Source organism: Ensifer sp. 38_S197, assembly GCF_056924495.1.
Genome location: NZ_JBXOVZ010000001.1, coordinates 1,334,404 through 1,359,233 on the forward strand (window position 1 = coordinate 1,334,404; position 24,830 = coordinate 1,359,233).

Annotated in this window: 22 protein-coding genes and 6 pseudogenes; 17 read left to right on the top strand and 11 right to left on the bottom strand. The window is 59.3% G+C overall.

The window, feature by feature from the left end:
* Positions 1 to 684: 684 nt before the first annotated feature.
* The 7 genes and pseudogenes from AC1Z3V_RS06150 (at position 685) to AC1Z3V_RS06180 (ending at position 8,755) form a co-directional block, all read left to right on the top strand.
* Positions 685 to 1,647 carry a hypothetical protein gene (locus tag AC1Z3V_RS06150; protein WP_483497838.1) on the top strand — a complete coding sequence of 321 codons (963 nt, stop codon included), beginning with the start codon at positions 685 to 687 and terminating at the stop codon, positions 1,645 to 1,647.
* Between the two features lie 605 nt (positions 1,648 to 2,252).
* Entirely contained in the window at positions 2,253 to 3,134 is an 882-nt protein-coding gene (locus AC1Z3V_RS06155; protein ID WP_483499567.1) for a tyrosine-type recombinase/integrase, read from the top strand.
* Positions 3,135 to 3,276: 142 nt separating this feature from the next.
* Positions 3,277 to 3,798: pseudogene (locus tag AC1Z3V_RS06160) on the top strand (IS91 family transposase); the annotation flags it as partial.
* A gap of 524 nt (positions 3,799 to 4,322) precedes the next feature.
* A complete protein-coding gene (locus tag AC1Z3V_RS06165) occupies positions 4,323 to 4,817 on the top strand; it encodes a DUF4118 domain-containing protein (protein ID WP_483497840.1) in 495 nt (164 codons plus the stop codon).
* Positions 4,756 to 5,385, top strand: coding sequence for an HWE histidine kinase domain-containing protein (locus AC1Z3V_RS06170; protein WP_483497841.1), 630 nt, complete (start codon positions 4,756 to 4,758; stop codon positions 5,383 to 5,385). The genes AC1Z3V_RS06165 and AC1Z3V_RS06170 overlap by 62 nt, the downstream gene beginning before the upstream one ends.
* A 439-nt stretch (positions 5,386 to 5,824) precedes the next feature.
* Entirely contained in the window at positions 5,825 to 7,909 is a 2,085-nt protein-coding gene (locus tag AC1Z3V_RS06175) for an NHL repeat-containing protein (RefSeq protein WP_483497843.1), read from the top strand.
* A gap of 654 nt (positions 7,910 to 8,563) precedes the next feature.
* A complete protein-coding gene (locus AC1Z3V_RS06180) occupies positions 8,564 to 8,755 on the top strand; it encodes a hypothetical protein (protein ID WP_483497845.1) in 192 nt (63 codons plus the stop codon).
* A gap of 226 nt (positions 8,756 to 8,981) precedes the next feature.
* Here the strand turns inward: AC1Z3V_RS06180 and AC1Z3V_RS06185 are convergent.
* Positions 8,982 to 9,116, bottom strand: a pseudogene (locus tag AC1Z3V_RS06185) (transposase domain-containing protein); the annotation flags it as partial.
* Between the two features lie 124 nt (positions 9,117 to 9,240).
* Between AC1Z3V_RS06185 and AC1Z3V_RS06190 the strand changes: the two are divergent.
* Genes AC1Z3V_RS06190 through AC1Z3V_RS06200 form a run of 3 tightly spaced genes read left to right on the top strand, consistent with a single transcriptional unit; the run spans position 9,241 to position 12,352 of the window.
* Positions 9,241 to 10,482, top strand: a complete 1,242-nt coding sequence (locus AC1Z3V_RS06190; RefSeq protein ID WP_483497847.1) for a site-specific integrase — start codon at positions 9,241 to 9,243, stop codon at positions 10,480 to 10,482.
* On the top strand, positions 10,479 to 11,402 hold the full coding sequence (locus AC1Z3V_RS06195; RefSeq protein WP_483497848.1) for a tyrosine-type recombinase/integrase: 924 nt from the start codon (positions 10,479 to 10,481) through the stop codon (positions 11,400 to 11,402). The genes AC1Z3V_RS06190 and AC1Z3V_RS06195 overlap by 4 nt, the downstream gene beginning before the upstream one ends.
* Positions 11,399 to 12,352, top strand: coding sequence for a tyrosine-type recombinase/integrase (locus tag AC1Z3V_RS06200; protein WP_483497850.1), 954 nt, complete (start codon positions 11,399 to 11,401; stop codon positions 12,350 to 12,352). Before AC1Z3V_RS06195 ends, AC1Z3V_RS06200 begins: the two co-directional genes overlap by 4 nt.
* Here AC1Z3V_RS06200 and AC1Z3V_RS06205 read toward each other — a convergent pair.
* Together AC1Z3V_RS06205 and AC1Z3V_RS06210 are read right to left on the bottom strand one after the other, a co-directional pair.
* Positions 12,299 to 13,297 (bottom strand): site-specific integrase, encoded by a 999-nt coding sequence (locus tag AC1Z3V_RS06205; protein ID WP_483497852.1) that lies wholly within the window; start codon positions 13,295 to 13,297, stop codon positions 12,299 to 12,301. The genes AC1Z3V_RS06200 and AC1Z3V_RS06205 overlap by 54 nt on opposite strands.
* A pseudogene (locus AC1Z3V_RS06210) lies at positions 13,294 to 13,578 on the bottom strand (site-specific integrase); the annotation flags it as partial. The pseudogene AC1Z3V_RS06210 and the gene AC1Z3V_RS06205, both read right to left, overlap by 4 nt.
* On the opposite strand from AC1Z3V_RS06210, the gene AC1Z3V_RS06215 reads away from it, so the two are divergent.
* The 3 genes from AC1Z3V_RS06215 (at position 13,560) to AC1Z3V_RS06225 (ending at position 16,752) form a co-directional block, all read left to right on the top strand.
* Positions 13,560 to 14,348, top strand: a complete 789-nt coding sequence (locus AC1Z3V_RS06215) for an oxidoreductase (RefSeq protein WP_483497853.1) — start codon at positions 13,560 to 13,562, stop codon at positions 14,346 to 14,348. The pseudogene AC1Z3V_RS06210 and the gene AC1Z3V_RS06215 overlap by 19 nt on opposite strands.
* A gap of 827 nt (positions 14,349 to 15,175) precedes the next feature.
* The gene (locus AC1Z3V_RS06220) at positions 15,176 to 16,240 is read left to right on the top strand and encodes an adenylate/guanylate cyclase domain-containing protein (protein ID WP_483497855.1); all 1,065 of its coding nucleotides are present in this window, start codon (positions 15,176 to 15,178) and stop codon (positions 16,238 to 16,240) included.
* Positions 16,241 to 16,263: 23 nt separating this feature from the next.
* Positions 16,264 to 16,752 carry a tetratricopeptide repeat protein gene (locus AC1Z3V_RS06225; RefSeq protein ID WP_483497856.1) on the top strand — a complete coding sequence of 163 codons (489 nt, stop codon included), beginning with the start codon at positions 16,264 to 16,266 and terminating at the stop codon, positions 16,750 to 16,752.
* Positions 16,753 to 16,972: 220 nt separating this feature from the next.
* On the opposite strand, the pseudogene AC1Z3V_RS06230 reads toward AC1Z3V_RS06225, so the two are convergent.
* The 6 genes and pseudogenes from AC1Z3V_RS06230 to AC1Z3V_RS06255 form a co-directional block, all read right to left on the bottom strand.
* A pseudogene (locus tag AC1Z3V_RS06230) lies at positions 16,973 to 17,060 on the bottom strand.
* A gap of 118 nt (positions 17,061 to 17,178) precedes the next feature.
* Entirely contained in the window at positions 17,179 to 17,562 is a 384-nt protein-coding gene (locus tag AC1Z3V_RS06235) for an HVO_A0114 family putative DNA-binding protein (protein ID WP_483497857.1), read from the bottom strand.
* Entirely contained in the window at positions 17,559 to 17,930 is a 372-nt protein-coding gene (locus AC1Z3V_RS06240; RefSeq protein ID WP_100674792.1) for a toxin-antitoxin system TumE family protein, read from the bottom strand. The genes AC1Z3V_RS06235 and AC1Z3V_RS06240 overlap by 4 nt, the downstream gene beginning before the upstream one ends.
* 452 nt (positions 17,931 to 18,382) lie before the next feature.
* Positions 18,383 to 18,519, bottom strand: a pseudogene (locus AC1Z3V_RS06245) (integrase); the annotation flags it as partial.
* A 386-nt stretch (positions 18,520 to 18,905) separates the two neighbouring features.
* Entirely contained in the window at positions 18,906 to 19,181 is a 276-nt protein-coding gene (locus tag AC1Z3V_RS06250; RefSeq protein WP_483497859.1) for a hypothetical protein, read from the bottom strand.
* Positions 19,182 to 19,347: 166 nt separating this feature from the next.
* Entirely contained in the window at positions 19,348 to 19,794 is a 447-nt protein-coding gene (locus tag AC1Z3V_RS06255) for a MarR family winged helix-turn-helix transcriptional regulator (protein ID WP_483499569.1), read from the bottom strand.
* Positions 19,795 to 19,929: 135 nt separating this feature from the next.
* Between AC1Z3V_RS06255 and AC1Z3V_RS06260 the strand changes: the two genes are divergently transcribed.
* The 4 genes and pseudogenes from AC1Z3V_RS06260 to AC1Z3V_RS06275 form a co-directional block, all read left to right on the top strand.
* Complete coding sequence (locus tag AC1Z3V_RS06260) at positions 19,930 to 21,723, top strand: chloride channel protein (RefSeq protein ID WP_483497860.1); 1,794 nt, start codon at positions 19,930 to 19,932, stop codon at positions 21,721 to 21,723.
* Positions 21,724 to 21,821: 98 nt separating this feature from the next.
* Positions 21,822 to 22,304 (top strand): NUDIX hydrolase, encoded by a 483-nt coding sequence (locus AC1Z3V_RS06265; RefSeq protein ID WP_483497861.1) that lies wholly within the window; start codon positions 21,822 to 21,824, stop codon positions 22,302 to 22,304.
* 313 nt (positions 22,305 to 22,617) lie between these two features.
* Positions 22,618 to 22,968 (top strand): hypothetical protein, encoded by a 351-nt coding sequence (locus tag AC1Z3V_RS06270; protein WP_483497862.1) that lies wholly within the window; start codon positions 22,618 to 22,620, stop codon positions 22,966 to 22,968.
* Positions 22,932 to 23,192 (top strand): annotated as a pseudogene (locus tag AC1Z3V_RS06275) (homocysteine S-methyltransferase family protein); the annotation flags it as partial. The gene AC1Z3V_RS06270 and the pseudogene AC1Z3V_RS06275, both read left to right, overlap by 37 nt.
* 581 nt (positions 23,193 to 23,773) lie before the next feature.
* Here AC1Z3V_RS06275 and AC1Z3V_RS06280 read toward each other — a convergent pair.
* A complete protein-coding gene (locus AC1Z3V_RS06280) occupies positions 23,774 to 24,286 on the bottom strand; it encodes a cytochrome b (RefSeq protein ID WP_483497863.1) in 513 nt (170 codons plus the stop codon).
* A 142-nt stretch (positions 24,287 to 24,428) separates the two neighbouring features.
* A complete protein-coding gene (locus AC1Z3V_RS06285; RefSeq protein WP_483497865.1) occupies positions 24,429 to 24,734 on the bottom strand; it encodes a PepSY domain-containing protein in 306 nt (101 codons plus the stop codon).
* Positions 24,735 to 24,830: the final 96 nt, after the last annotated feature.

Below are 24,830 nucleotides of genomic sequence, written 5' to 3' on the forward strand. Positions count from 1 at the left end.
TCGGAACTGCAGAAAGGCATCATGCCCGCGAGGCGCTGCGGTTGGCACATTAGGATGGTCTATCTAACCCGAAGTTAAAGAGCCGGCGCGTTAGCCGCGATTTCCGGGTCGTGAAAGTCTCGCCCGGTATTTCCGCTCTTCTCCCCGAGCCACCTTTGCGAAGACTGGACCCGGCCGGCTCTACGCCCGCCTTTGGAAACGACAGACGGGCGGCTTTATACCCGAACAACTGGAGTAGGCGCCGTTCCTTGACATGATCTCCTGGATTCAGTCCTTTTAAGGCGGCCGATTTGCCGATTGTTAGTCGAGTCGCATGACCTTGGCCGGTGCGAAGGCTTGAGCACTCTTCATTCCCGAAATCATACCGGACTTGAAGAGGCGCGTGGCGCTTATCATCCAGCATTCCCGCTTGCCTGGATCATCCATTCAAGAGTTTTGCTCAACTCGTCACTGCCGTGGGCGAAACCCCATAAAACTCTGGATTGTTTTGGAGTGCGCGCGGTTGTATTGAGCGGGTGCTACTGAGCATGAAGCCTTCCGCGACACGCCATGATTGCTCGACGCGGTCGAGAGGATGCACCCATTCAATCCAGAAATGCGGTAGCCCGCCGCGCGGCGACGGGGGCGATCCGTATCTGTACGTCGCCGCATTTTTCACGCGAGCATCTAGAGGAGGATGGTCACATGGGCGCTATTGCTGTTTCCGTTGGAGATCAAATCGCATTACCCAATGGCGAAATACCGGCTGCCACTAGCCTTCAACAGAACCAATGGGCGATAAGCCCGAATGGCCTGTATGTGCTGATCATGCAGGCAGACGGTAATTTGGTGCTATACCAAGTCGATGGGGCGCCGCCGGCGCCGAATTCCAGCTTTCAAGGTTACCCGATATGGGCATCGCAGACAGACTACGACGTCCCCTTTGTCTTCGATGTGCAGACTGACGGCAATCTCGTAATCTACAACGGTTCGAATCCGATTTGGGCTTCAAACACACAAAACCCCTCGCCCGCCTATCTGGCAGTCCAGGACGACGGCAATCTCGTTTACTATGACAATTCCGGGACGCCATTCTGGGCGTCGAACTCTGCTGTCTACATGCCCGGCATCGTCCCGACATTGCCAAACGGCGATACTGGCCGGTTCGACTTCTACAACGTTGCCGCCTGGCACAGCATGAACAATGACGGCGACAACGGCGCGGTACCAACGGTGTCGGTAAGCTCCAACACACTGACGATAGCAGGTGGGTTTCAGTGGGACCACTTTAACCTCGGGTCGGGACAGGGCACCATCAAGATCGAGGTTGCGTTGACGCCAGCGACATGCTCCGTGTCGGCGGTGATCACGGGTCGACCATTTCCCGACATCAACCAGTCGGCGTCGGGCAGTTGGCAACTGGCTTCGGGGGACGAGCCCGTATTGACCTGCAATCTCGATGATGGGGCGATATTGACCATCAGCACCTTTGATGGCGGTGGTTCTTGGTATCCTGGCGTCGAGTTCAACTGTTCGGCTGGATCCGGATCGGATGGCTGGCAACTCTGCTTCGAAAACATGTCCAGCGCTTCGGTTTTGGTGGGTGCCGCGCAGGGCGCGCGCCAATCGCCGCTGCGGCAAACCGAACCTGAGGCAAGGGCCAGCTGACGAGGCACAGCCTCAGGCGAGCATCGGCGTGGTGACATCGGCCACCACGGTGATGCTCGGCTATGTGCGGGGAGGGGCATCGATGCCAAAGCCTCTTGTCGGTTCGAGGCGTGGCGGAATTCTGGCCTTGCGAGCCGCCGACTCGCTTGTGACGAGGCCGAATGCACGTACCGCACCCCCGCGGCGATGTTGACTGGGTATGACGAAAGTACGTTCAGGAGGCAACGGCTGCGTGTCTCGGCGCTGTAACTGCGACCTGAATTCGGCAGCGACCGACCAACGCGCCTGGTTCAGCTACCAACAACTGTTGAGGCGATCTGCCACGATACGGCAAGAGAGCCGGCCGTAGAACCTCCGTTCTGAAAGTTCACCAATAAGCCGGTCACCGCCCTTCTTGTTAAAGGCCTTCGCAAACAGTTTGGAAATGGAACCGGTTCCCGCTGGTCTAGCGCGCTACGTCCCCGCTTTTGATGTTAATGTTGGTTGGACTAACCCGCTCCGCTACGCCGGAGCGGGAAGGAGGTCAGGTATTCAGTAGGAGCCCCGACTGCGCGACGATGGGACGGCTGTTTAGCAGCCTATTCCATCAGCCAGAGGAGCTCGTCATGACCCCACTTCGCCAGCGCATGAGCGAGGACATGCAGGTGCGCAATTTTTCGCTCAATACCCAGCTCTCATATCTGCGGCAGGTATCGCTGTTTGCACGATACTTCGGCAAAGCCCCGGACTTGCTCGGCCGCGAGGATATTCGAACCTATCAGGTCTATCTGGCCAACGAGAAGAAACTGGCGCCTACCTCAATCCATATCGCCATTTCGGCGTTGCGCTTTTTCTTCAGCGTCACGCTCGAGAGGGACTGGGTGCCTGCAGAGGTTTTGCCGCTTCCCAAGAAGCCGCAGAAGCTGCCGGTCATCCTCAGTCCGGAGGAAGTACAGCACTTTCTCGGCTGCGTGGCCGATCTCAAACACCATGCCATCCTGACGACCTGCTATGCCGCCGGCCTACGCATTTCCGAAGCGGTGCACCTGAAGCCCACGGACATCGACAGCCAGAGAATGGTCGTCCGTGTCGAGCAGGGTAAAGGCCAGAAGGATCGCTATGTGATGTTGTCGCCCAAGCTCCTGGAGATCCTGCGCAACTATTGGAGGGTGCGGCGGCCAGAGGCGTGGCTTTTTCCCGGAGATCGCGCCGGCCAGCCGATCGGCAGGGATGCAGTCGGGCAAGCCTGCGCAAAAGCGCACGATCTTTCCGGCTTGTCCAAACCGGTGACACCGCACAGCCTGAGGCACGCCTTCGCCGTTCATCTCCTCGAGGCCGGCGTCGACGTGCGCACCATCCAATTGCTGCTCGGTCACCGCAGCCTCGCAACCACCGCCCATTACCTGCGCATCGCCACCAACAAGGTCTGCGCCACCTCGAGCCCTTTCGAGCTGCTGCCACATCCAGCGCCCACCCCGCCGCCGCCTGCCAAGCCTGAGTATTTCTAAGCTGCCGATGGTCCGTTCGGGGCCGGAAGTGGCGGACATCTTCCGTCGCTACGGTGAGGCCTATCGTGCCCAGCACACATCGCTGTCGACCGCTCAGCGCCGTGTCATGACGGCGATCCAGCTGCACCTCAGCGACCGCAACGCTTTCCGGCGCTATCTGGCGCCGCTGCGAAAGGCCGACTGGGTGGTCTACGCCAAGCCGCCGTTCGCTGGACCCGAACAGGTGCTCGATTACGTCGGCCGCTACACGCATCGCGTCGCCATATCCAACAACCGCCTCGTCGATATCGAGGATGGCGCGGTGCGCTTCCGCTGGAAGGATTATCGGCACGGCGATCGGCAAAAGGTCATGACCGTCTCCGCCGACGAATTCATCCGCCGCTTTCTGCTGCACGTCCTGCCCGAGGGCTTCCATCGGATCCGCTATTACGGTTTCCTCGGCAATCGTTACCGTGAACAAAAGCTTGCCCATTGCCGCGACCTGCTCGGCATGCCGGTTCCCGCGCCATCACCGAGCCAGGCTCCGAAGGACTACCGCGGCCGCTACGAGGAACTTACCGGCTGTTCCCTCAGGCAATGCCCGGCCTGTCGTCAAGGCCAGATGATCACCATCGAGACCTTCGACGGCACCAGCGGACCGCCGCGATGCTGGGACACGTCATGAAAGAAGCGCGCCGCTTTCATCGTCACCGTCGCACCGTTCCGCCGGAAACCGGTCGGTCCCGCGGACGTGCGTGCCGTCGCGCCTACCAGCTCCTTCCGGCAGGTCACAATGCCAATCTTTACCCTTGTCGAGTTCGAAATCGGCGCGGCTTCCGTCCCGTGCTCCCCGCGGTGGCGCAGCTCAATACCGCCCCTGCGACGCCCTTCCTTGGAGCCGCACCATTCAATACCCATAGAACCTGAATCGCGCCCGCGGCTTAGCCCAACACGTTTTTAGCGCACCGTCGCTCTCGGCCTCGGTGTACCCGTCAACGTGCATACACGCGACGCCACGCTAAAAACGCTCTGCATTATGTAGCCCATTCGAATAGCTCCCCAGGGTGGATTTGTTTCCAATTGCGAAAGAGGTATTCTCTACGCTGGATCGGCTGCCGCAGTTGCAGGTTACACGTTTCCTCCAGGGGCTCTCCGCAACCTACCTCTGGGGCGAAGGGCAGAGGGGCCGTGATGGAAGCGCGGCAACCCATGACCATCGAGGCCGCGCGCGCGAGCCGCCTGTTGACGAACCCGTCGGCCGCCCTGTTTCGGCGCTACCGTTTTGAAAAGGAGGTGGCAATGAAATTAGTGCGCCACATGCTTCCTCCATCTGAAAGGGAACGCTCTTCCGCCTATAATGCGCTGGTGGCGTTTGTATGTATCGTTGTGGCGACTGGTCTGCGAGCGCTGATCAATCCGGTCGTAGAAGGCGTTCCCTTCATCACATTCTTTCCGGCTGTTGCAGTTGCAGCTTATCTTGCGGGACCTATGGCAGGCGTAGCGACGACAGTGGCCGGCGGGTTGCTCGCCGCATATTTCTGGGTTCCGCCTGTTCAGTCACTGATGCTCGATCGCCATGGGTGGCTCACCGTAGCAATTTACGCCCTTCCTGTCCCTCCTGCTCATTCTGTTAATGCACAGGTTGGACGAGACCGCACGTCGCGCCCAGGCGGCCGAAAATACGTCGCAGCTCTATGCCCGTGAAATGGTACACCGCACTGCCAATCTCGTGATGCTCGTCCAGGCCGTCGCCAGCATGACCTTCAAAGAGGGTGGGTGCCCGGAGGAGCAGAAACGCCTTTTCGACTCCCGGCTCGTCGCTCTCGGCTCGGCCTTGACCGCACCGATGACCCCGGATGGAAATCAGGACGCATTGTCCATGATCAAGACCGTGTTGCTCCCATTTGGCGATCGCATCCACGTGAATGGACAATCGGCCGGTATAACGCCCGAGGTGGCTGCAAGACTTGCCCTCATCTTCCATGAGCTCGGCACGAATGCCGTCAAGTACGGCGCGCTTAGCTCGGACGCAGGCAGTGTGAACGTAGCGGCCTCCACGGATAGAGGATCGCTGGTGATTGATTGGAGCGAGAGGGGCGGGCCGCAGGTTGATCCGAACCCGCAGCGGCGAGGTTTTGGGAGCCGGCTGCTCAACAGCTGTTTATCGGCTGAAAGAGGCTCCGTCGCCGTCGACTTTGATGCGTCAGGACTCACGGCACGCGTGATTGTCCGGGAAAGCCAATTGGAGGCGACAACGCCCGTAGAAACCTAAGGCCAATTGCCTTTTCGGGATCGTTCCTCCTCAGAACCGCTGACCGCTGAAGTCGTTACCCGGAGAGGATAGGCAAATGCCGAGCCACTTGCAACCATTGAGCGCCATCTCGCTGCAGCTGAACGGCACGTCGCGGATGGTCTGAGGCACGTAGGTTCCCAGCGACAGATTATCCACGAACTCGAAAGAGACGGTCACGACACCCGCGGCGCGCGCGAGTTGCTGAAAGCCTTTGAAGACCCTCTTGCCTTACACCTCGAAGGTCGGGATCGCCGTCCAGACGGAAAAGCAAAACGTAATGAGACGTTAAGGACGCCGAGGTGAAGGGAGTCACGGCCGCGCCCGAACGAAGAAGATATTGAAGGCGGAATACAATTTTGACATGTATTAGCGCGACGTGATATCGAACTAGCCAGTGCGGTTATTTGGGGTGACAGTGATGCGTCTGCCATTTCTTGCCTTCGCTTTCCTTACAACTGCCCTTGCTCAGCACGCCTCCGCCGAGGAACTTGTAGGCAGCGTGAGCGGTGGCGGCGGGCCGATCGCAAAGTCCACGGTGACGTTATGGACTGCGGGCGAGGGCGCCCCCACCAAGCTCTCGGATTCAAGCACAGGTGATGACGGCGCCTTCCGCCTCGAGTTCGATTTCGCCAAAGCGGACGGAGCCGTGCTTTACCTTACGGCAAGGGGCGGCGCGCCGAAGATCGGCGACGCGAAGGACGAAAACCCGGCCATCGCCTTGATGGCGATCCTGGGCGCCACCGCGCCGAAGGAAGTGACGATCAACGAACTGACGACCGTGGCATCGGCCTGGACGGGCGCGCAATTCCTAAAGGGCGAAACGCTGAGTGGATATGCGCTTGGGCTGAAGATTGCTTCCGGCAATGTGCCAAACCTGGTGGATCTGGCCACTGGCGAATTGGGTCCCGCGATTCAGGACCCTCTCAACAGCACCCAGACCACCTCTCTGGCGACATTGAACACCGTCGGCGGCCTGTTGGCTGGCTGCATCACGCGGGTGAAGGCAGATGCTTGTGAAAGGCTCTTTGAGGCTACGACACCGCCAGGAGGAACTGCTCCGACAGACACGTTGACTGCGGCCGAGGCCATCGCGCGGCATCCCTGGAATGAGCCGGCCAAGCTTTTTGCGCTGCTGGATTATTTCTACCCGGCCGAGGAGGGAACCGGCGCTCGCGCCGTGCCCTTCCGGCCTTATCTGCTATTCGCTCCTGGCAGCTGGACAATTGCGCTTCGCTACGCCGGTGGCGGCCTGAGCGGCCTCGGAGGCATCGGCATTGACGGCGATGGCGACGCCTGGGCGGCAAACAATCAGATGGCAGGCTCGCAATCGACCATGTATGGCGGGATCGGCGGCACGCTGTCCGAGCTCGCAGCGAACGGCCGTCCGATCTCGCCGATGACCACCGGCTATACCGGGGGCGGCGTGGACTTCCCCGGCTGGGGCTTGACCATTGCAGCCGATGGCAAGGTGTGGATCACCAGCATTGCCGGCAAGACGATCTCGGTGTTTGACGGGACCGGAAAGCCCTTGTCGCCGGCGAAGGGTTACAATCTCGACGGACAGCTCGGCGGCATGCAGGGCGTCAACACCAGCCCTGAAGGCGATGTCTGGGCGCTCGATTCGAGCAAGAGCCAGATCGTCCACATCCCGAAAGGCGATCCGTCCAAGGCGCGCATCGTCTGCCGTACTGTCGACGGCAAGCCAGTCGACGGCAGCTGCCAGGTGAAAGGACCGTTCCACGTCGCCGTCGACTTGCAGGGCCGCATCCTGGTGTCCAACGCCAATTCGAATACGGTCACGCGCTTTCCGGCTGATGATCCGAGCAAGGCTGAAGAATTGAAGGTCGGGTTCAGCCCGCATGCGATCGCTATCGATAGCCAAGGCAATGCATGGGTCGCAAACACATTGGGGGAGCCAAGTGTCAAAGAGAAGCTGGACCTCCTGCGAACCAAGGTGCGCAGCAGCTTGGAAAGCAAGCTGACATCAGCCGGCGGCGGTGATGAGACGGTGGAAAAATTCATCGCCCTGGTGCGCATCATCGAAGAGTTCCCCGGCGGCAGTGTTAGCGTGATCCGCCCCGACGGGACCCAAATGCCGGGCTCGCCGTTTGATGGAGGAGCGAGCATCAGCGGACCCTGGGGCATCACGGTTGACGGCAACGACCACGTTTGGGTTGCCAACGGCTTCGGCAAGACGCTCACCCAGCTTTGCGGCGTGCGCACCGAGACATGCCCGCCCGGCTTCAAGACGGGGGATCCGATCTCGCCGCCCAAGACGGGCTACGCTGGCAAAGGGATGCAGTTTCTGACCGGCGTGGTCGTTGATCCGGCGGGCAACGTGTGGGCCGCCAACAACATCGATCTGATGGATGAGACCTGCCTGACAAAGGTCCCTGACGAAACGGCATCTACACGCTGCGGCGGCAACGGCTTCGTCGTCTTCTTCGGACTGGCAAAACCCGTGCGCACACCGGTGATCGGCAGCCAGGTCCGACCCTGGTAGGCGCCGCGCCCGCGCCCAAGCAGTCGCCGCTGGCCGTTTTTGGCTCGAGCACCGCAATTGCAGCCTCTTGTGAGGTTCTTTCGCCGCACTTTGCCTTGATCATCCACGGCCAGAACCGCGGAAGCTTTCACGAGGATGCCATTGTTCTTCGCGAAGGAGCGGATTGTGTCTTGCGCAACGTGAACGGATGTGTCGCAACCGGTTCCGGTTTGCCCGCGCATATCCGCACGCCTGTCGGTGCGTGGGCTATGACTTCAGGTGGCGGATCCCGGGCAACATCGGCAAGCGCGCGCTGAGGGATGAATTTTCCTCCGGGCTTTCAGGAAGAAAGGCGCAGCAATGTCGGCGCCTGTTAACAACGGTGGTCACGGCTTCCCGAGACAAAGGGCATGGCCTCAACAACCCGCGGCGAGCAAAGGTCGAAGGGCGTTTCAGAACCTAGGGCGACGGGAAAAGTTCCTCCATGGGACTTCAGTCCGGGAAGCCCTTCGCAAAGGTCTTAGCTGCGTTGACGGTGTGCCCGGCCACCTTAGTTTTCTTAGTAGCCCATGACATCCCAGCCCGCGGATGACATGGGCGGCAACGACGCGAGAGGTATCTTTTCCAGTTCGCACAAGACCCTCTCGCGTCGTTGCCTCACGGGAGGTTTTGGAAGTGGCACACTACGAACGATACAGCTACGGCGCACCAGAGCGGAAATTTTCGACAGGTCTTCCGCTTCGAATGGTGCTGCTCTTGATGCTGGCGATTGGCGCTTTCCTGCTGGTGGAAAGTGCGTTCACCAACAGCCCGGACGAAAGCGTCGGCATCGTTCTTCCAAGGCCGGTCGTGGCAAACTCGAGGTAACCTGGAAGCTGGATCGCACTACGGATTAGAGAGCAGCATGGGACTGTGCACTTGGGTCGGGCTCGACTGGCGATGGCACTGCCGCGCCACAGGGCAAAGCTTCGAGAGACAAGAGATCAAGGTCTTCCGTATGCGGCGTCTCCGCCCCATTGATTTTGCGGTTGCAACGGCGATGTCGATCGCTTGCGGAAGGTCCTGTGAGCTCATCGGGGAGTCCCGGACGAGCTCATTGTGAGGCGCTGCGTTGCGCATAGGACCAGGGCATGAGGGCGTCGATGTCTTTGGCGAGGTGGCCGTTGGCGAGGCTGATGAAGAGATCGCGCAAATAGGCATAGGGCTCAACGCCGTTCATCTTGCATGTTTATGCCGAGCGCCGAACTATGCCAATTAAGCAAATTTTTTCCAACGTTTTCGGTCGCATAGCGGGAGCCTGATCGGCATAGCGTAGCGTCTCTCCGTCGCAATTGACGCGAAGGAGAGGACATATGATCGCAAGTGACTATTTGAAGCGCAGCGCACTGTATCGGAAGCTGGTCCACGGTCCATATCGGGAGTTTGCGCGCGTTTACGCCACCAAGATGTCAAACGAAGGTTTGGGTCGTCACTGCACGCGGCGATCGCTGAGCCTGTTTCGAGACCTCATGGACTGGTATGTTGGCAATGGACATCATCCGCAGGATTTAAGCGAAGCTGATGTTGATCGTTTTCTTGAGCATCGTTTCGAACACTGGAGCCCTGACACGGGCGACCGATCAGCGCTCCGACGCCTACTCTCCGCGCTACGGGAAGAGCGCTTAATACCGACTGCCCTCCCGGTTGAGCGTACAGAGCACGAGCAGATTATCGATGTATTCGCGGCATATTTGTCGAATGAGAGAGGACTCGCTGCCTCGACGGTGGAAAGCCACAAGCTACTGTCACTTCGATTTCTGCTGGAGGTCTGTCCTGCTGGCGCAGACGGGTTTGCAGCGCTCACCCCGGAGATCGTTATCGGTTATGTCGAGCGACATGCACTCGATGGCTCCGCCGACAGTGGCAAAGCAATGTGCGGAGTGGTGCGTGCCTTTCTGCGTTACTTGCATCTGAAGGGCTTCATTTCGACGGCGTTGGCCGATTGCGTGCCATCCATCCGCCGCTGGCGACTTGCCGGCCTTCCGACATTCCTACCGCCAGAGAAGGTCCAGAAGGTTCTTGATGCCTGTGATCGGACGACGGCAATGGGTCATCGGGACTATGCGGTTCTGATGATCCTTGCCAAGCTCGGTTTGCGCGCCAGCGAAGTTGCCACCCTCAATCTCGATGATATCGACTGGCAGTGCGGCACGCTCCTCGTACATGGAAAGGGGCGGCGGCAAGCGACTATGCCGCTACGTCACGACGTCGGAACAGCTATCGTCGCTTATATCCGGCATGGGCGGCCCGCTTCGACTTGTCGGCGAGTTTTCTTGCGAACTCTTGCGCCGCACGTAGGTTTTGCCTCCGGCTGCGCCATCACGATGATCGCGAAGCAGGCACTCGAACGGGCAGGCATTGACGGCTATGCGCATCACGGTGCCCATCTTTTCCGCCACAGCCTTGCGACCGACCTTTTGCGGTCAGGAGCCAGCTTTGCCGAGATCGGCCAACTGCTCCGCCATCGAAGCATCGACAGTACAAGGATCTATGCCAAGCTCGATATCGAGAAGCTGCGTGAACTGAGCCTGCCCTGGCCGGGAGGTGTCCAATGAGCCGGCTTCGCACCGCGCTTGAGCGCTACGTCGGCATGCGCCAAGGGCTGGGATACAAATATGACGGTCCGGCAAAACGATTGTCGGAGTTCGTCGCTTTCATGGAATCCCGCAGCGCCGAGACCATCACGACGGACCTTGCAATGGAGTGGGTCACCTCAATGGGCCGGCAGCCGAGTTGGTCCATCCGCCTGGTTGACGTGCGCTGCTTTGCCCAGAACCTGGCTCATTTCGATCCGCTGACAGAAGTACTACCGAGCGACGCTGTACCGCCGGCACGGCGCACAAAGCCCTACATCTATAGTGAAGTCGAGATTCAGGCGCTTTTGGCAGCAGCACTGTCGTTGCCGCCGGCCGGCGCGCTTCGGCGATGGACATATAACTGCCTGTTCGGATTGATAGCGGTGACCGGACTGCGCCATTCCGAAGCGCTCGGCCTGCTCCGAACCGACGTTGATCTCGACCAGGGCATCCTCACCATTCGAGAGACTAAGTTTGGTAAGTCACGGCTGGTGCCGCTGCATGCCACGACAATCGCCGTCCTTTCAGGCTATGCCGCCCGACGCGATGCACACCTTGGTACGCCGCGCAGTCCCTATTTCTTCGTCGCCGAACAGGGCGGCAGATTGCTGCATCAATACGTGCACCGCGTGTTCTGGCGATTATCCCGGCAAATCGGATTACGGCAGGAGGGGAATCGCAATGGCCCACGGATTCATGATCTTCGTCACCGGTTCGCCGTCCAGACCCTGATCAACTGGCATCGCGCTGGCGAAGATGTGGAACGCGAACTGCCGGTTCTCTCGACCTTTCTCGGCCATACCAATGTTCGCGACACCTACTGGTACCTGTCCGCCGCGCCGGAACTGATGAACCATGCGGTCCGGCGATTGGATAAGCGTTGGGAGGCTCGGTCATGAGACGCACGAACGACTTGGCCGTGCTGATCGAGCGGTGGTTCACAGATCGCCTCATGAAGCATCGAGGTGTAAGTTCCAACACCATCGCCTCCTATCGCGACACCTTCAGACTCCTGTTTGCGTTTGCACAGGCGCGCCTTGGGAGGTCCCCATCTCAGTTGACACTGCGGGATTTGGACGCCCCTTTCATCGGCGCATTCCTGGAAGACCTTGAGACGACGAGATCCGCCTCAGTGAGGACCCGGAATCTCCGCCTCACAGCCATCCGATCCTTCTTTCGGTATGCAGCGTTCGAGGAACCCGCACATAGCGCCCATATTCAGCGTGTGCTCGCGCTCCCCAGCAAGCGATGTGACAAGCGGCAGCTACAGTTTCTAACCAGGCCCGAGATTGAAGCGATCCTGGACTGCACGGATCGAAGCACGTGGCTGGGACGCCGCGATTACACTCTGCTATTGTTGGCCGCGCAAACCGGTTTGCGGGTCTCGGAGATTGTCAACCTGGACCGAGACTGCGTAATGCTCGGCCAGGGCGCACATGTGCGATGCGTTGGCAAGGGCCGCAAAGAGCGATGTACGCCACTCACAAAGGTTGCACAGCAAGCCCTTCGTCACTGGCTCAAGGAGCCCAGAAAGCGAAGCGCAACGGCGCTCTTTCCGAACATGCACGGTGGCAAGCTCAGTGCTGACGGCGTGCAGGCACTGCTGAACAAATATGTTGTCAAAGCGCGCGAGCAGTGCCTTTCCCTTCGCTCGAAGCGGGTGTCGCCTCATGTCCTGCGGCACTATCTACCCCGCCCGACTATGTCGGGTAGCTTTGACCGCAACGGCAAACGTCTGAGGAATAAAGAGATTTTCCGCAGAGACACCCGGGCCACCCGACATAGTCGGCGCGATCTACAGGCTGTTGAGGAACTCCAACAGATTGTCGTCGGGACGGAAGCGGGATGACCTGCCGGAATAAGGGGACGTCTTTGCCAACGCCGCCTCCTTCATCGCTAACGTCGCCTCGAGATAGATCTGTGTGGTCTCGACCGATTCATGGCCGAGCCACAGGGCAATGACGGCGCGATCGACGCCGGCCTGCAGCAGGTCCATTGCCATTGTGTGCCTCAGACGGTGAACAGTGACGCGCTTTCCATTCAAGGACGGGCACATGGCAGAGGCGGTCTGGCGGTGTTTGTTTAGAATGTACTGCACGCCATGAACGCTTAGCCGCTCACCTCTGGCGCTGGGGAACAGGATACCTTGGTCTCCCCGCTGAGGCTCATTCAGCCAGTTTCTCAAGACTGCGGTCGTAGATTTGGCGAATGGGGTGCAGCGTTCCTTGCGCCCTTTGCCAATGACGCGCAGGTGGGCGCCCGTTCCGAAGAACAGATCATCCCGCTTGAGACCGGTGATCTCCGATAGCCGCAATCCGGTCTGCACCGCGACCAGGAGAAACGCGTGATCGCGTCGGCCGGACCAGGTCGATCGATCCGGTGCGGCTAGCAAGGCATCGACCTCCGGGCGTGTCAGGAAACTAACGAGCGTTCGAGTGAAGCGCTTGCTGGGGATCGCTAGCACGCGTTGAATTTGGGCGGAATGCTCGGGTGCCTCGAAGGCGGCGAAGCGAAAGAAGGAATGAATTGCGGTGAGGCGCAGGTTACGGCTGCGGACGCTGATGCCCTGGCTGGTCTCAAGATCATCAAGGAAGGCGGCGATCAGCGGGGTATCGATCTCCTCAAAGCTCAGCCGAGACGGCGGCTTGTGCAACCTCCGCTCGGCAAACTTCAGCAACTGCCGAAATGTGTCCCTATAGGAACTGATTGTATGGGGGCTTGCCTGCCGCTGTTGCATCAGGCGTTGGATGAAAAAGCGCTCCAAGAGTGGCGCCAAGCTCGCATGTTTGCTCATGTCCAATCCTCCCAGCGGCGCTCAAGGCGGCGCATTGCTTCTGTCATCAGTTCGGGCGAGGCGCTAAGGTACCATTGCGTATCGGCCACGTGGACATGACCGAGATAGGTCGACAAAATGGGCAGGAGCCGCTCGGGATCTTGCTCGGCTTCATACCAACGCAACAGCGTGTTCGTCGCGAACACATGTCTCATGTCGTGCAGACGCGGGCCGTGGCTGTCGTCCATCCCGCGCAGACCGATCTGGCGAGACAGGGCATAGAATGTTCGGTGAATGTCTCCAGGCATCGGCCCGTCTACTCGCGCAGAATGGTCACCGCGTTCTTGGTGGCGCCCGTGACCCAGGACGCGCCAATCCGATCCCTGGGGTAATGTTCGGGGCCGTAGACGTGACAGATGAGACATCTGTTGCCAGCTTTGTGGAATGGGTTCTGTCCGAGGCCGGTAAGATCGACATTCTAATCAACAACGCCGGTATTTCCCTCGTGGGGCCAGTCGAAAATACATCGATCCCCGAAGCCACGTCCGTTTTCGACACAAACGTCTTCGGTCCCCTTCGCATGATCCGGGCCGTTCTGCCGCCAATGCGGACAGCACGAAGCGGGCTTATCATCAACATAAGCTCGGTCTTGGGTTTCTTGCCTGCGCCGTTCATGGGCATCTACGCCAGCAGCAAGCATGCCCTTGAGGGCTTATCCGAATCCCTCGACCATGAAATTCGAGATTTCAACGTCCGTGTGGTCTTGCTCGAACCGACGTTCACGAACACGAAGCTCGACGCCAATGCTGCGCATACGCAGGCGCCGTTGGGAGTCTATGAGGCTCAGACGAAAGCGAGCGTCGCGGCCGTCGCGGCTCAAATCAAGTCCGCGCCTTCCCCGCAGGTGGTAGCTGAAAAAATTCTGGCAGTGATCAACGGCCCCTACAAACTGCGTCAGCCGGTTGGCGGGCAAGCAACCCTTCTAAGCCGCCTGCGCAGGTTCATGCCAGCAAACGCGGTCGATGGCAGTCTGCGGAAATCATTCGGCCTCGGCAAGGTCCGAACGTCGTAGATTGACGTTCGCCACGATGCCACCAAGCGCACGATTGCGAAACCCGCGCTGCTCGATTTCGTCGAACACCAAGCGTGTGGTGAGGTCAGGTCGATATCGACCTGTGAACTGGCAGCCACGCGGCACTCGGCGGCTTCCATCATAAAAGTGGAGTCGCCACGTCAGACGCCGATAGATGTTCCGACCAGCGCCTTCGATCAATGGATGTGCCAGATACTTCGTAAGGGATGCGGCAATGTTGCCGGTCGAGTATGAGCGGGTTTTGCCTCGGCGAACTTCCAACGCCCATTGAGGATGTTGGAGCGGGGCTGGCAAGCCGGACGACGTAGTTCCAGCCGGGTTCGATCAGTTTATAATGGCTGATCGACCAGAACCCATGCACCAGCACGACCCCGACGACTGCTTCAGACTGCCCGAGCGGATGAAATTGAAGACGTACGTACCAGTAGACGTAGGCCTTTGAAGACGGTGAGCCCGCGGCTTCCGGATCGCCAGGTCCCAGATAAAGCTTGCGTTCGAAACCTGTTCTCCCGCCGGTTACAGAAGGATCGCATAATGTATCTTCGGGGACGCCAACATCCTGGTCGCGGCGAACCCCGGACGAAGAGGACCACTGGAACCGTGATATATTCTGCCGGAAGGTCCTTAGCCAACCATCGGTAGGAAAATGGAAGAGTCGTCTTCGACCAAACAGATTGATCGTCGCCTGGCTGCCATCGTCGTTGCCGACGTCGTCGGCTACGCCCGTATGATGGGGGCAGACGAGAGCGGAACACTAATGCTCTCAGCGAAATCCGCGAGAGGGCTGTCGAACCGCTCGTTCGGGAGTGCCGCGGCCGGATCGTCAAACTTCTCGGCGACGGCCTTCTCATCGAATTGCCAGCGTTATAAATGCCGTCGACTGCTCGATGCGCCTCCAAAAGCAGATGAAGGACGCCAATTCCACCCTTCCGGACGAGAGGAAGATCGTCTTCCGAATAGGCATTAATCTCGGCGATATCATCGGTCAGGGTGACGATATCTATGGCGAGGGCGTCAACGTAGCTGCTCGTCTGGAACAGCTCGCAGATCCCGGTGGCATTTGCATTTCAGGTAAGGTGTTCGAAGAGATCCAGGGCAAGATCATCGCGCCGGTTCGCGACTTGGGGGCAATACCGCTCAAGAACATTCGAACTCCTGTCAGAGCATATGCCGTCGACGCATCGAGCTCCGTGGCTTCGCCTGCGTCTCTCGCTTCAGCGCCTAATGCTTCTCGGGAGTTCACGACGATCGTGGTTATGCCGTTTGCCAATCTGTCGGGCCGCGACGACCAGAGCTATTTCGCAGACGGCATCACTGAAGACATCGTGACGGAACTCAGCAAGCATCGAGACCTGTCCGTCGTTGCTCGCAGCACCGCCTTCGCGTACAGAGACCAGCCGGTAAATGCCGCCGAACTGGGCCGGAAATTCGGGGCAGACGTTGTTGTGACTGGAGGCGTGCGACTGGCGGATCAGCGCGTTCGTGTAACGGTGCAACTCGTCGACACTTGCACAGGTAATGAGGTCTTCGCAGAGCGATTCGAGCGACGAGTCGAGGACATCTTCGCAGTGCAGGACGAAATAGTCGACGCTATCATCGGACGGTTGTTCTTCAATTTGCAGACTGTCGCGAGCGCCGTGCGATCCAGAAATCCCACAACGAGCGTATCCGCATATACGAGCTGGCTTCGCGCCGGAGATGCTTGGCGCAATGGTGACGAGGTAACTGCACGCCAGCACATGCAAAATGCCGCTGCGATCGATCCGCACTACGCAACGGCTCTTGCCTCACTTGCGCTGATGTACGCCCGTCGCGGGATACGGATGGTGAACGCAAGCAGCTTGCGATTCAGTACGCCCAAAGGGCACTGATAAGCGGCAAGAGCGATCCCTTTGTGCTGACAAGCGTCGCGGCATGCTTTCTATTGGCCGGCGCGATCAAGGACGCGTTGCGCCACTCTGAAATCGCCGCTGCCATGAGCCCGCGCGACATCAATGTTCAGGTGGCGAGAGGCATGATACTTTCCTACGCGGGCCGCCACGACGAAGGGCTCTCCCTCGTCCAGCGTGCATGTAGCTTCGAGCCCTTGTTGCCACCGACGTTTGTCTCCAGCTTGGGGGACTGCTGCTATCTTTCCCGTGAATTTGAGCTGGCCCTGGAGGCTTATCGATCGCTCATCGATCCTCCGCCTTTCTTTCGGCTCAACGAGGCAGCGTGCCTTGCGCAGCTTGGCAGGACGGACGAGGCAAGCAGTGCCCTGAACCAACTGCCCAGCGGTTTTGATGCCGCCCTCTATGCACACATCACCGCGAAGGTCTGCGCCTCGAAGGAGGACGCCGACCTCTGGACTTACGGGCTACGTCGCGCTGGAGTCGCCGTCTAACGGGTCGCAAAAAATGACAGTGTCCCCGGTCCGTATCCTTTCGAGGCGAAAAAAGTGGCGCAGTTGATGAGAATCCCATCACGACGCCGTACAGCGCCGACCGATCGCTCAAGGCAAATGCGCACCCGGTAGGTAGGGCGCACCTGCGCGTGTGTTGGGCCTGACTGTAAGGTTGCTCTGTCCATTGGTTCCAGACAGCGGTGACACGACCTGATCAGTATGGCGGGCCCGGCAGAACTCGAACCTGCAACCATTCGGTTATGGCCCACGGCTATTACCCACGGCTATTACCATTGAGCCACAGGCCCACCAGAAAGGTTTCGAGGGACAGCAAACCGATTGATCAAGCTCCGGTCGCGACCAGTTCCTTCGCAACTCCGGCGCTAAGAGGGAAGCAAGTCGGAGCCGCCGTCGTTAATGCATTTTTCACATTGCCAGCCGTTCAGCAGCACGCTTCAAAGGCACATCGAGAATGATGTCTGAATAATCGACGCGCGGGGCCCACGTTTTACCCGCGCCTTTTTCGAACCGGACTAACCCGAAACGCTCCATGGTGCGTAGAGTGCGTGATAAATTGGACGGAGCCCGTCCTGTCTTTTCCGCTAGCTCATTCATTGAACTGGGCTTTGTGGCCGCGATTAGCGCAAGCAGTTCCCTGTTCCGATCAGAGAGAACCTTCGCGAAGCTCTCCATGGACGTGAACCACACCTTAGGCTCATCAGCGCCGGGCTTGATCTGCCCCCGCGCGACCGCCATCGTGCGTTTCTTGTAGTCCTCGTACGAAGCAATACCTACTTTAAGCGTCGTCATGATATGACTCCTTCCTCTTTCAGGACGGAATCCACCTGTGCCCAGAAATCTTCAAGCAGGGTGGCTGCGTCCTTGTAATCATATGGGCGGATCGTCTTGAACCGGTGCCTGTGGTCGTTCACGACGCGTTTCTTGCCAGCCGGTCCCCCCTGGGTGGGAACTGGATGGGCATTATCGAATCCGACAATGCGCTCGCCCGACTTATCATGCAGGGTGAGACTGTAATTTAGGCCATGCGGCTTGCGCTCGTCGGCTTTCACGCGTTTCACTACGAACTTGACGCGATAATGGCCGTTCGCATCGACGAAGAACGTTTCACCGTCCAATCCCAAAAGGGCGTCCAGCCCCTCATCTCGTTCTACACTCATATTATCTATGTTATCAGATACTGATAACAAGAAGCAATGAAGTTCCGGGGAAGAGGTTTCAAGCCTATAGTGAGGGGAGCCGCCGGCAAGCCCTCGCCGCCACGCAGGCGAGGTCACGCTGGATGACGAACTGTTTCGAGAGCAAAGAAGGCTGCGCTTCTAATGCGCCTGCGCCGTACAGGAAGTCATGCGTGAGGTTAGCTTTCTCGATTTGTCGGGCCGATGCCGTCTGCGATGGAGCAGGAACGGATGTGTGTTGCCAGGGTATTCCCGTTCTGTGCGTTCAGTGGATCGCATAATGTATCATCTGTAACGGCGGAAATGCCGATGTCTGTGGTTGGTGCCATGGGCCTGTATGAACACATCAGTCCGCCGATGACAACGATCAGATGCGCGGTCAGTGCGACGGGTAGGTTCCGCGAGGCTGCGATGACGTTCGCAGGAAGTACGTAAATGTAAAGGCCGACGACGTTCGGATCGGGGGGGCGAGGTTCTGACGCCGACACCGAGCGGAAAAGTGCTTCCAGTCCGACGCGTAGGCCTTGCGGGCGTTGGCCGGCCTCGCCGCCTCGACACAAGCGCGGGCGCGAGCAGAGGCACCCTGATCAAGAACCTTCGCTTAACCAGCAGCGAGGATGAAATCGAATGCCGCGCCGAGACGATCAAAGCGAGGGCGCCCTTGGCGGATCACGACCCATTCGATTCTCGCCGGTCTGGGCACAGTCGCTGGAACTGTGCCTCCGGCGCCCTGCTTGGTTACTCTCGATACCTCGGCGAAGCCCTTTCGCGAACCTGCGCCACCGAGACTTTGATCACTCCGCGCCACAAACACTCCCCACGGCAGCAGCCCGAATTGGTGGGTAGGTCGTCTTCACGAGACCGCAATCCCAATGGGCCTTGCTGCGAGCATTGTTCGGGCTATCGCCGCCAGCGGGTCTTTTTCGAGATCAACCGCGAGTCGTCGACGTCGCCTCGTTAATGCTCGCGGCTCGGCAAGCGGCGGAACCGTTGATCGACATTCGTCATCCAACCACCGAGTTGCATCGAAAGTAAAACGAGATCGTATTTCCATTCCAAAATCAGGAGTCTCCAACTCATGCCCTCTGTAGGCCAGCCATAGGCTGCAAGCTGCGCGCGAAGCAGATCCATCTTTGCTGTCGGCGAAGAGAAGTCCAAGCTAACGGATGGGTCCGGTCGCGATGCCATGTCGGAAGCTACACCAGGCTCCGAAGTCGTTTGATTCTCGATCATGTCGGGTTGCTCCATTTGGCGGAATGCGCCCGATGGGTCTCTGAACGCAATCAGCCCGATCCCAATATATATCGTAATGCGACATAAATAAAGCCGGAGGGACGCTAGGCGTTCTCGTTCAATCGTAGGCGCAACGGCTACCAGACCGCGGAGACGCTGTCTGCAATCAAGCCTTGGGAAACAGATCTTCGCTCTGCAGATCGGTCAGCAGCTCAATCAGACGCGGTGCCATGTCTCGAATCTCGGTCAAGTGAATGGTACTCAAGCGTCGCAGCAGGTCTTCGGCCCGAACGGTGAGAGCGAGCGTCTGCCGGCGCTTGTCGGCTGGGTCAGGCTCGCGTGTGACGTAGCCTGCGGCCACCAGCCGCTCGGCAAGTTCGGAGGCAGTATGTGGCGCGATCAGCAGACGCTCGGCCAATATCCCGACCGCCATGGGAGCATCGCCGCGATAGCCTTTGATGGCCAACAGGGCCTGGTGTTGCTGACTGGGCAAGCCTTCCTGTTGCGCAGCGGATGTCGAGAAATCCGTGAACCGACGCAGGATGTAGCGCAGGTTCGCAAGCGCCTCGTAGTCTGCCTCTGTCAGGGCGTCTCGTTTTTTTGTCACGGGCATCGGCACCAGAAGTGTTTCGCTGGCTACCTCCATACCGTCGAAGGCCGGGTCTGCCAACGTCGCTTGATTAATATCGTGATGCGATATATTTGCGATGTCGAAAATCAACGGTTCCCTCACCTCAGGTCTCTTTTGATGCGAATGAAACTCTCTCCGTCGCGCCAGCACGATTTCATGGGCGGCCTCGCGCGCCGCGAAGCCGGCGACTTCACCACTGACAAGCGCGTGCTTTTGCTGATCGGGATGGCGGTGATCGTTGGAAGCGGTGGCGCCTTTGCCGCTTGGTTCCTCGTCAACCTGATCGCACTTGTAACCAATGCCGTCTGGTTTGGACGGATAAGCATCCAGGAAGCGCGAATTGCCGAGGTGGTTTTCTCGCCCTGGATGATCTTCATCCCTGTCGTCGGCGGGCTTGTCATCGGCCTTATGGCGCGCTTTGGCTCGGAAAAGATCCGCGGTCACGGCATACCGGAAGCCATCGAGGCCATCCTCATCGGCGGCAGTCGAATGTCGGCGAAGGTCGCGGTTCTGAAACCCCTGTCGTCGGCGCTTTCGATTGGAACGGGTGGACCGTTCGGCGCCGAAGGGCCGATCATCATGACCGGTGGGGCGATAGGGTCTTTGTTTGCACAGTTCTTCCACATGAGCGCCGCGGAACGGAAAACCTTGCTGGTTGCCGGCGCGGCCGCGGGCATGACGGCAATTTTCGGTTCTCCACTTGCCGCCGTCATGCTTGCAGTCGAACTGCTGCTTTTTGAATGGAAGCCGCGCAGTTTCATTCCCGTTGCCGTTTCCGCCTGCGTCGCAATTTCCTGGCGCCCGCTACTCTTCGACAAAGGCCCGCTGTTTCCCACGCATTTCCAATTGAATCTTCCCTGGTGGGGGATCGCCCTGTGTGCCGGAGTCGGCATCGTCGCCGGGCTTCAGTCCGGCCTGCTGACGACCCTTCTCTATAAGATCGAGGATCTGTTCGAGCGCCTGCCTGTTCATTGGATGTGGTGGCCGGCCCTTGGTGGTCTCGCCGTCGGGCTCGGTGGACTGTTCGAACCGCACGCTCTTGGCGTCGGCTACGACGTCATCGAAGGTTTGCTGCATGACAGCCTGCCGGCATCGACCGTAGTCACCATCCTTCTGGTCAAAGCCACCATATGGCTGATCGCGCTTTCCTCCGGTACGTCAGGCGGCGTGCTTGCACCGTTGCTGATCCTCGGTGGTGCGCTTGGATGGCTTGTGGGCCTGGCGCTGCCGGGTGATCCTGGCTTCTGGGCGCTCCTTGGCATGGCGGCGATGATGGGCGGAACGATGCGGGCGCCGCTCACCGGAACGTTCTTTGCCATCGAGATCACTGGTGATCTCGGCACCCTCATCCCCTTGCTCGCCGCGACCATCGCGGCCTACGCGGTGACCGTCCTTTTGCTACGGCGCTCGATATTGACGGAGAAGATTGCCCGTCGTGGCCAGCACATCAGCCGCGAATATGGCGTCGATCCGTTCGAGGCCACCCGTGCCCGTGACATCATGGTCAATGCCGTCGATACGTTCCAGGCGACCATGAGTGTGGCCGAGGTCTCTTCGCACTTTGCTCTGGAAAACGCGCACCGAACCTATCCGGTTGTCGGGGAGGGCAACGTGCTGATCGGCATTGTTTCCCGCGGTGACGTGCTGCAGTGGCAGCGGGAGCCGGAGGTCGGACCCGAGCTGCTGAAAGACAGAATATCCGACGCATCGATCCCCGTGGGGCACCCGGACGACACGGTCGGCCATATCGCCGATATCATGATTACGAGCGACGCTGCGCGCGTTCCCATCACCGATCCGGTTTCCGGCGTCCTGCTGGGTCTGGTGACGCGAAAGGATATCCTTCGGCTCAGGCAGTCCCAGAAGTTGGCTGAAATCGAGCGCCAGCCCTATCTTGGCAGGGCGAGTTAGATGATTTGTCTAGCGCGGAGGGTGCTGGTTCTCATCCGCCAAAAGCAGGGCTACCCAATCTCTTGCCGAGAATCACTATTGGCTCCAGATTTGTTGTTATGAAGAGAGCTCTGAGACACCTCTCCCGACTGACGCAGCACGTGCAGACCATAATTAGTGGGGGCGCGATCGAGCAGTTTGGCGCAATCTGTATACGAAAAGATCGCGCCGGGCGATGCGAGGTTTTGCTAATTACGACGCGCGACACCCGACGCTGGAGTATTCCGAAGGGATGGCCGATGGAGGGCCGCGCTCCTCACAAGGTTGTCCAACAGGAGGCTTGGGAGGAGGCCGGAGTCAAGGGACGCGCCAAGAAGCGAGTCTTTGGCTACTTCAGCTACATCAAGGCTCTGGATGACGGTCGCAAGCTGCCTTCGCTCGTCGAAGTCCACCTTGTGAAGGTAAAGCGGACAAGCAAGAATTTCCCGGAACGCCGGCAGAGAAAGCTTGCATGGCTTCCGCCAGCGGAGGCTGCCGCGCTCGTTGCCGAGCCCGAGCTCAAGGGGCTGTTCAACCGGCTGGCGACGAAGCGGGCAGCCTAGGTAAAGGCGCTCACCGTCCGACTCGCGCGACTAGCTCACCCTCGTCAGTCACGCCGAATTCGGGGCACTAAAGCAATTGTGAAGGCAGATGTTAGCCAACCACCTGCGTTCACTCCGGAAAATGGCGTGACGTTTTGGCCGGCATTTGATCCGTTTTTGCCTGCGCGTGATTTGTATCCCTTCGACGGAGGCCGTCTAACGGGAATTCGGGGCCAGTGATAAGTCCGACGTCTGGTCGTCGGCCGCGCCCCGCCACGAAGTTCGCCCGCGCCGTCAGAGTTTGCTACAGTGGTTTTCTTCGGGGGTGAATATCATGGGTATTCTTGATCGCCTGTTTTCGTCGCCAGACCCATTCATCAGCGACGGGGGCATGGATGCGGATCTGATCTTCCACGAAGGCGCCGAAATGCCGCTGTTCGCCTCCTTCGTCCTGCTCGACAGCTCAGAGGGACGCGAGATGCTTCGGCGCTACGCGGTTTCGTACTTCGACTTGGCCCAGGGCGTGGCGCGGGACTTTGTGTTGGGCACGCCGACCTGGCGTGCCAACGGCGGCTGGGGCCGAAGCTCGGGCTCGACGATGCCGGGATTCGGGACGTCAACCGACGCGCCATCGCTTTTGCCTGCGATCTGCGGAGCGCCCATCCCTGGCGTGACCATATCCTGATTGAGGGGGTGCTGGGGCCGGCAGGCGATGGCTACGCACCTGAGCAGCTTTTGACCCCGACCGAAGCGGCCCGCCTGCACAGCGCCCAGTTGGAGACCTTTGCCGAGGAAGCTGTGGACATCGTGTCCGCCTTCACCATTACCCATCCCGGCGAGGCCATCGGCATGATCAACGGGGCGCGCGACCTTGGCCTGCCTTTGGCACTCTCCTTCACGGTCGAGACCGACGGGCGGTTGCTGACCGGGCAGGATCTCGATTCCGCGCTCAGCGAGGTAGAAGCCGCGACTGACGGCTATGTGCGCTATTCCTTGGCTTCTTCGAGGGAGAGGCCAAAATCGTTGAGACGGGCCCCATCGAGAGATCGGTCGACCTTGGCAATTTCGCAACGCTGCGACACGCCGTCAATGCCAACAAGCTCGACCGTGATGATCATCTTTAATTGCGACCGCCGAAGAATGCCCCTTCAGAAAAGGCACTTGCTTACCCGAAACTTCTTACCCCCACCTTTTTCCCACTCCCGTCATGGGGAAGGATCGCGTCAGCGCCGGCCGCAGGACATTGTGACGGCCGGATGGGTCTATGAGGCCAACCGCACGACGCTGGATAAGTGCATGCGGATATATTCCAGACGAAGAAGGAGCAGCATTGCCCGGTTGTTTTGCCTGTAATCGAGAATAATTCGCGCCGGTAGGGTGTGGCAGGTTTCGGCACTTTCGCGACAATAGAGGGGCTGCTGCAATCTAAGACGGAGCCTGTCAGTATGCCCCGCCAGGAACGGCAGGGCTTTCTTTGCGACGCTCTTCACTCAACGCAGAGACATCCGGCGCAATGTCCCGTCCCGCAGGGCGAACTGATGCCAGACGGCCATCAGGGCGTGCAGGCCGGCGAGGATCAGGATGATGGTGCCGGCATTTTCGTGCAATTCGGCGATCAGGCCCGGCCGCCCCTGAACGGCTGCCGTAAGCGCGGGAAGCTCCAAGCCGAACAGCGATACCGGAATGCCCATGCGCGATGCGGCGTACCAGCCGGTGATCGGCAGCGCGATCAGGAACAGATAAAGTAGAGCGTGGCCGGCTTTTGCAGCCAACGCGAGCCAACCTTGTGTGTCGGCTCGCGGTGTGCCGCCAGTCAGCCGCAGTACCAACCGGGGCAGCACCAGGAAGAGAACCAAAAGCCCAAGCGTGAAATGCAACAAAGGCGGGTTCTCGACGATCTTGCGACCGCCCTCGGCTGTGAACCAGGCGGCCAGCACCAGAACGGCGGTTAGCCAGTGGATGACGATCACGCTCATGGGAAAACGCTGGGAATTATCGGTCATGTCGAGGTTCCTTCGAACAAGCCGCATCCAAAATGGACGAGCGGCAAATTGGTTACTTCAAAACGGATTGCTTCCGCGTGTTCGTCTCAAGCAGACCGTCCGCAGGTGCCTCGCCGGTAGTGTCCGCTTCCCTATTCCGGACTCATTCGCGCCTTGATCCGTGCCGATCGTGATCCCGATCCTTGTGGCGGAACGTGACGATTTCGAGCGTTGCCGGATCGATTTTGGCCTTGAAGGCGCTACCGGTTCTGTCCGTTCCGCGCACCTCGTAGCAACCGTCGTCGATCCTGATCCGCGCGACAGTCCACCCCTCGCCGGCGGCCATCGTCTGCACCGCCTCGCGTGGCTGCCACTGCTCCATCGGAACGCCGCAATCATCGTCCGCGCTTGCGATACCTGCTCCGGCAAAAGCCAGAAAGAGGACCGCCGCCGCCATCTGCTTTAACATCTGATTGTTCCTGATCAACGTGATCTGACCGCGAAAGTGGCATGCTAATCTGACGAACTGCTGAAGGAGCGGGAAATGCTCCTTCAGCAGCTCGTC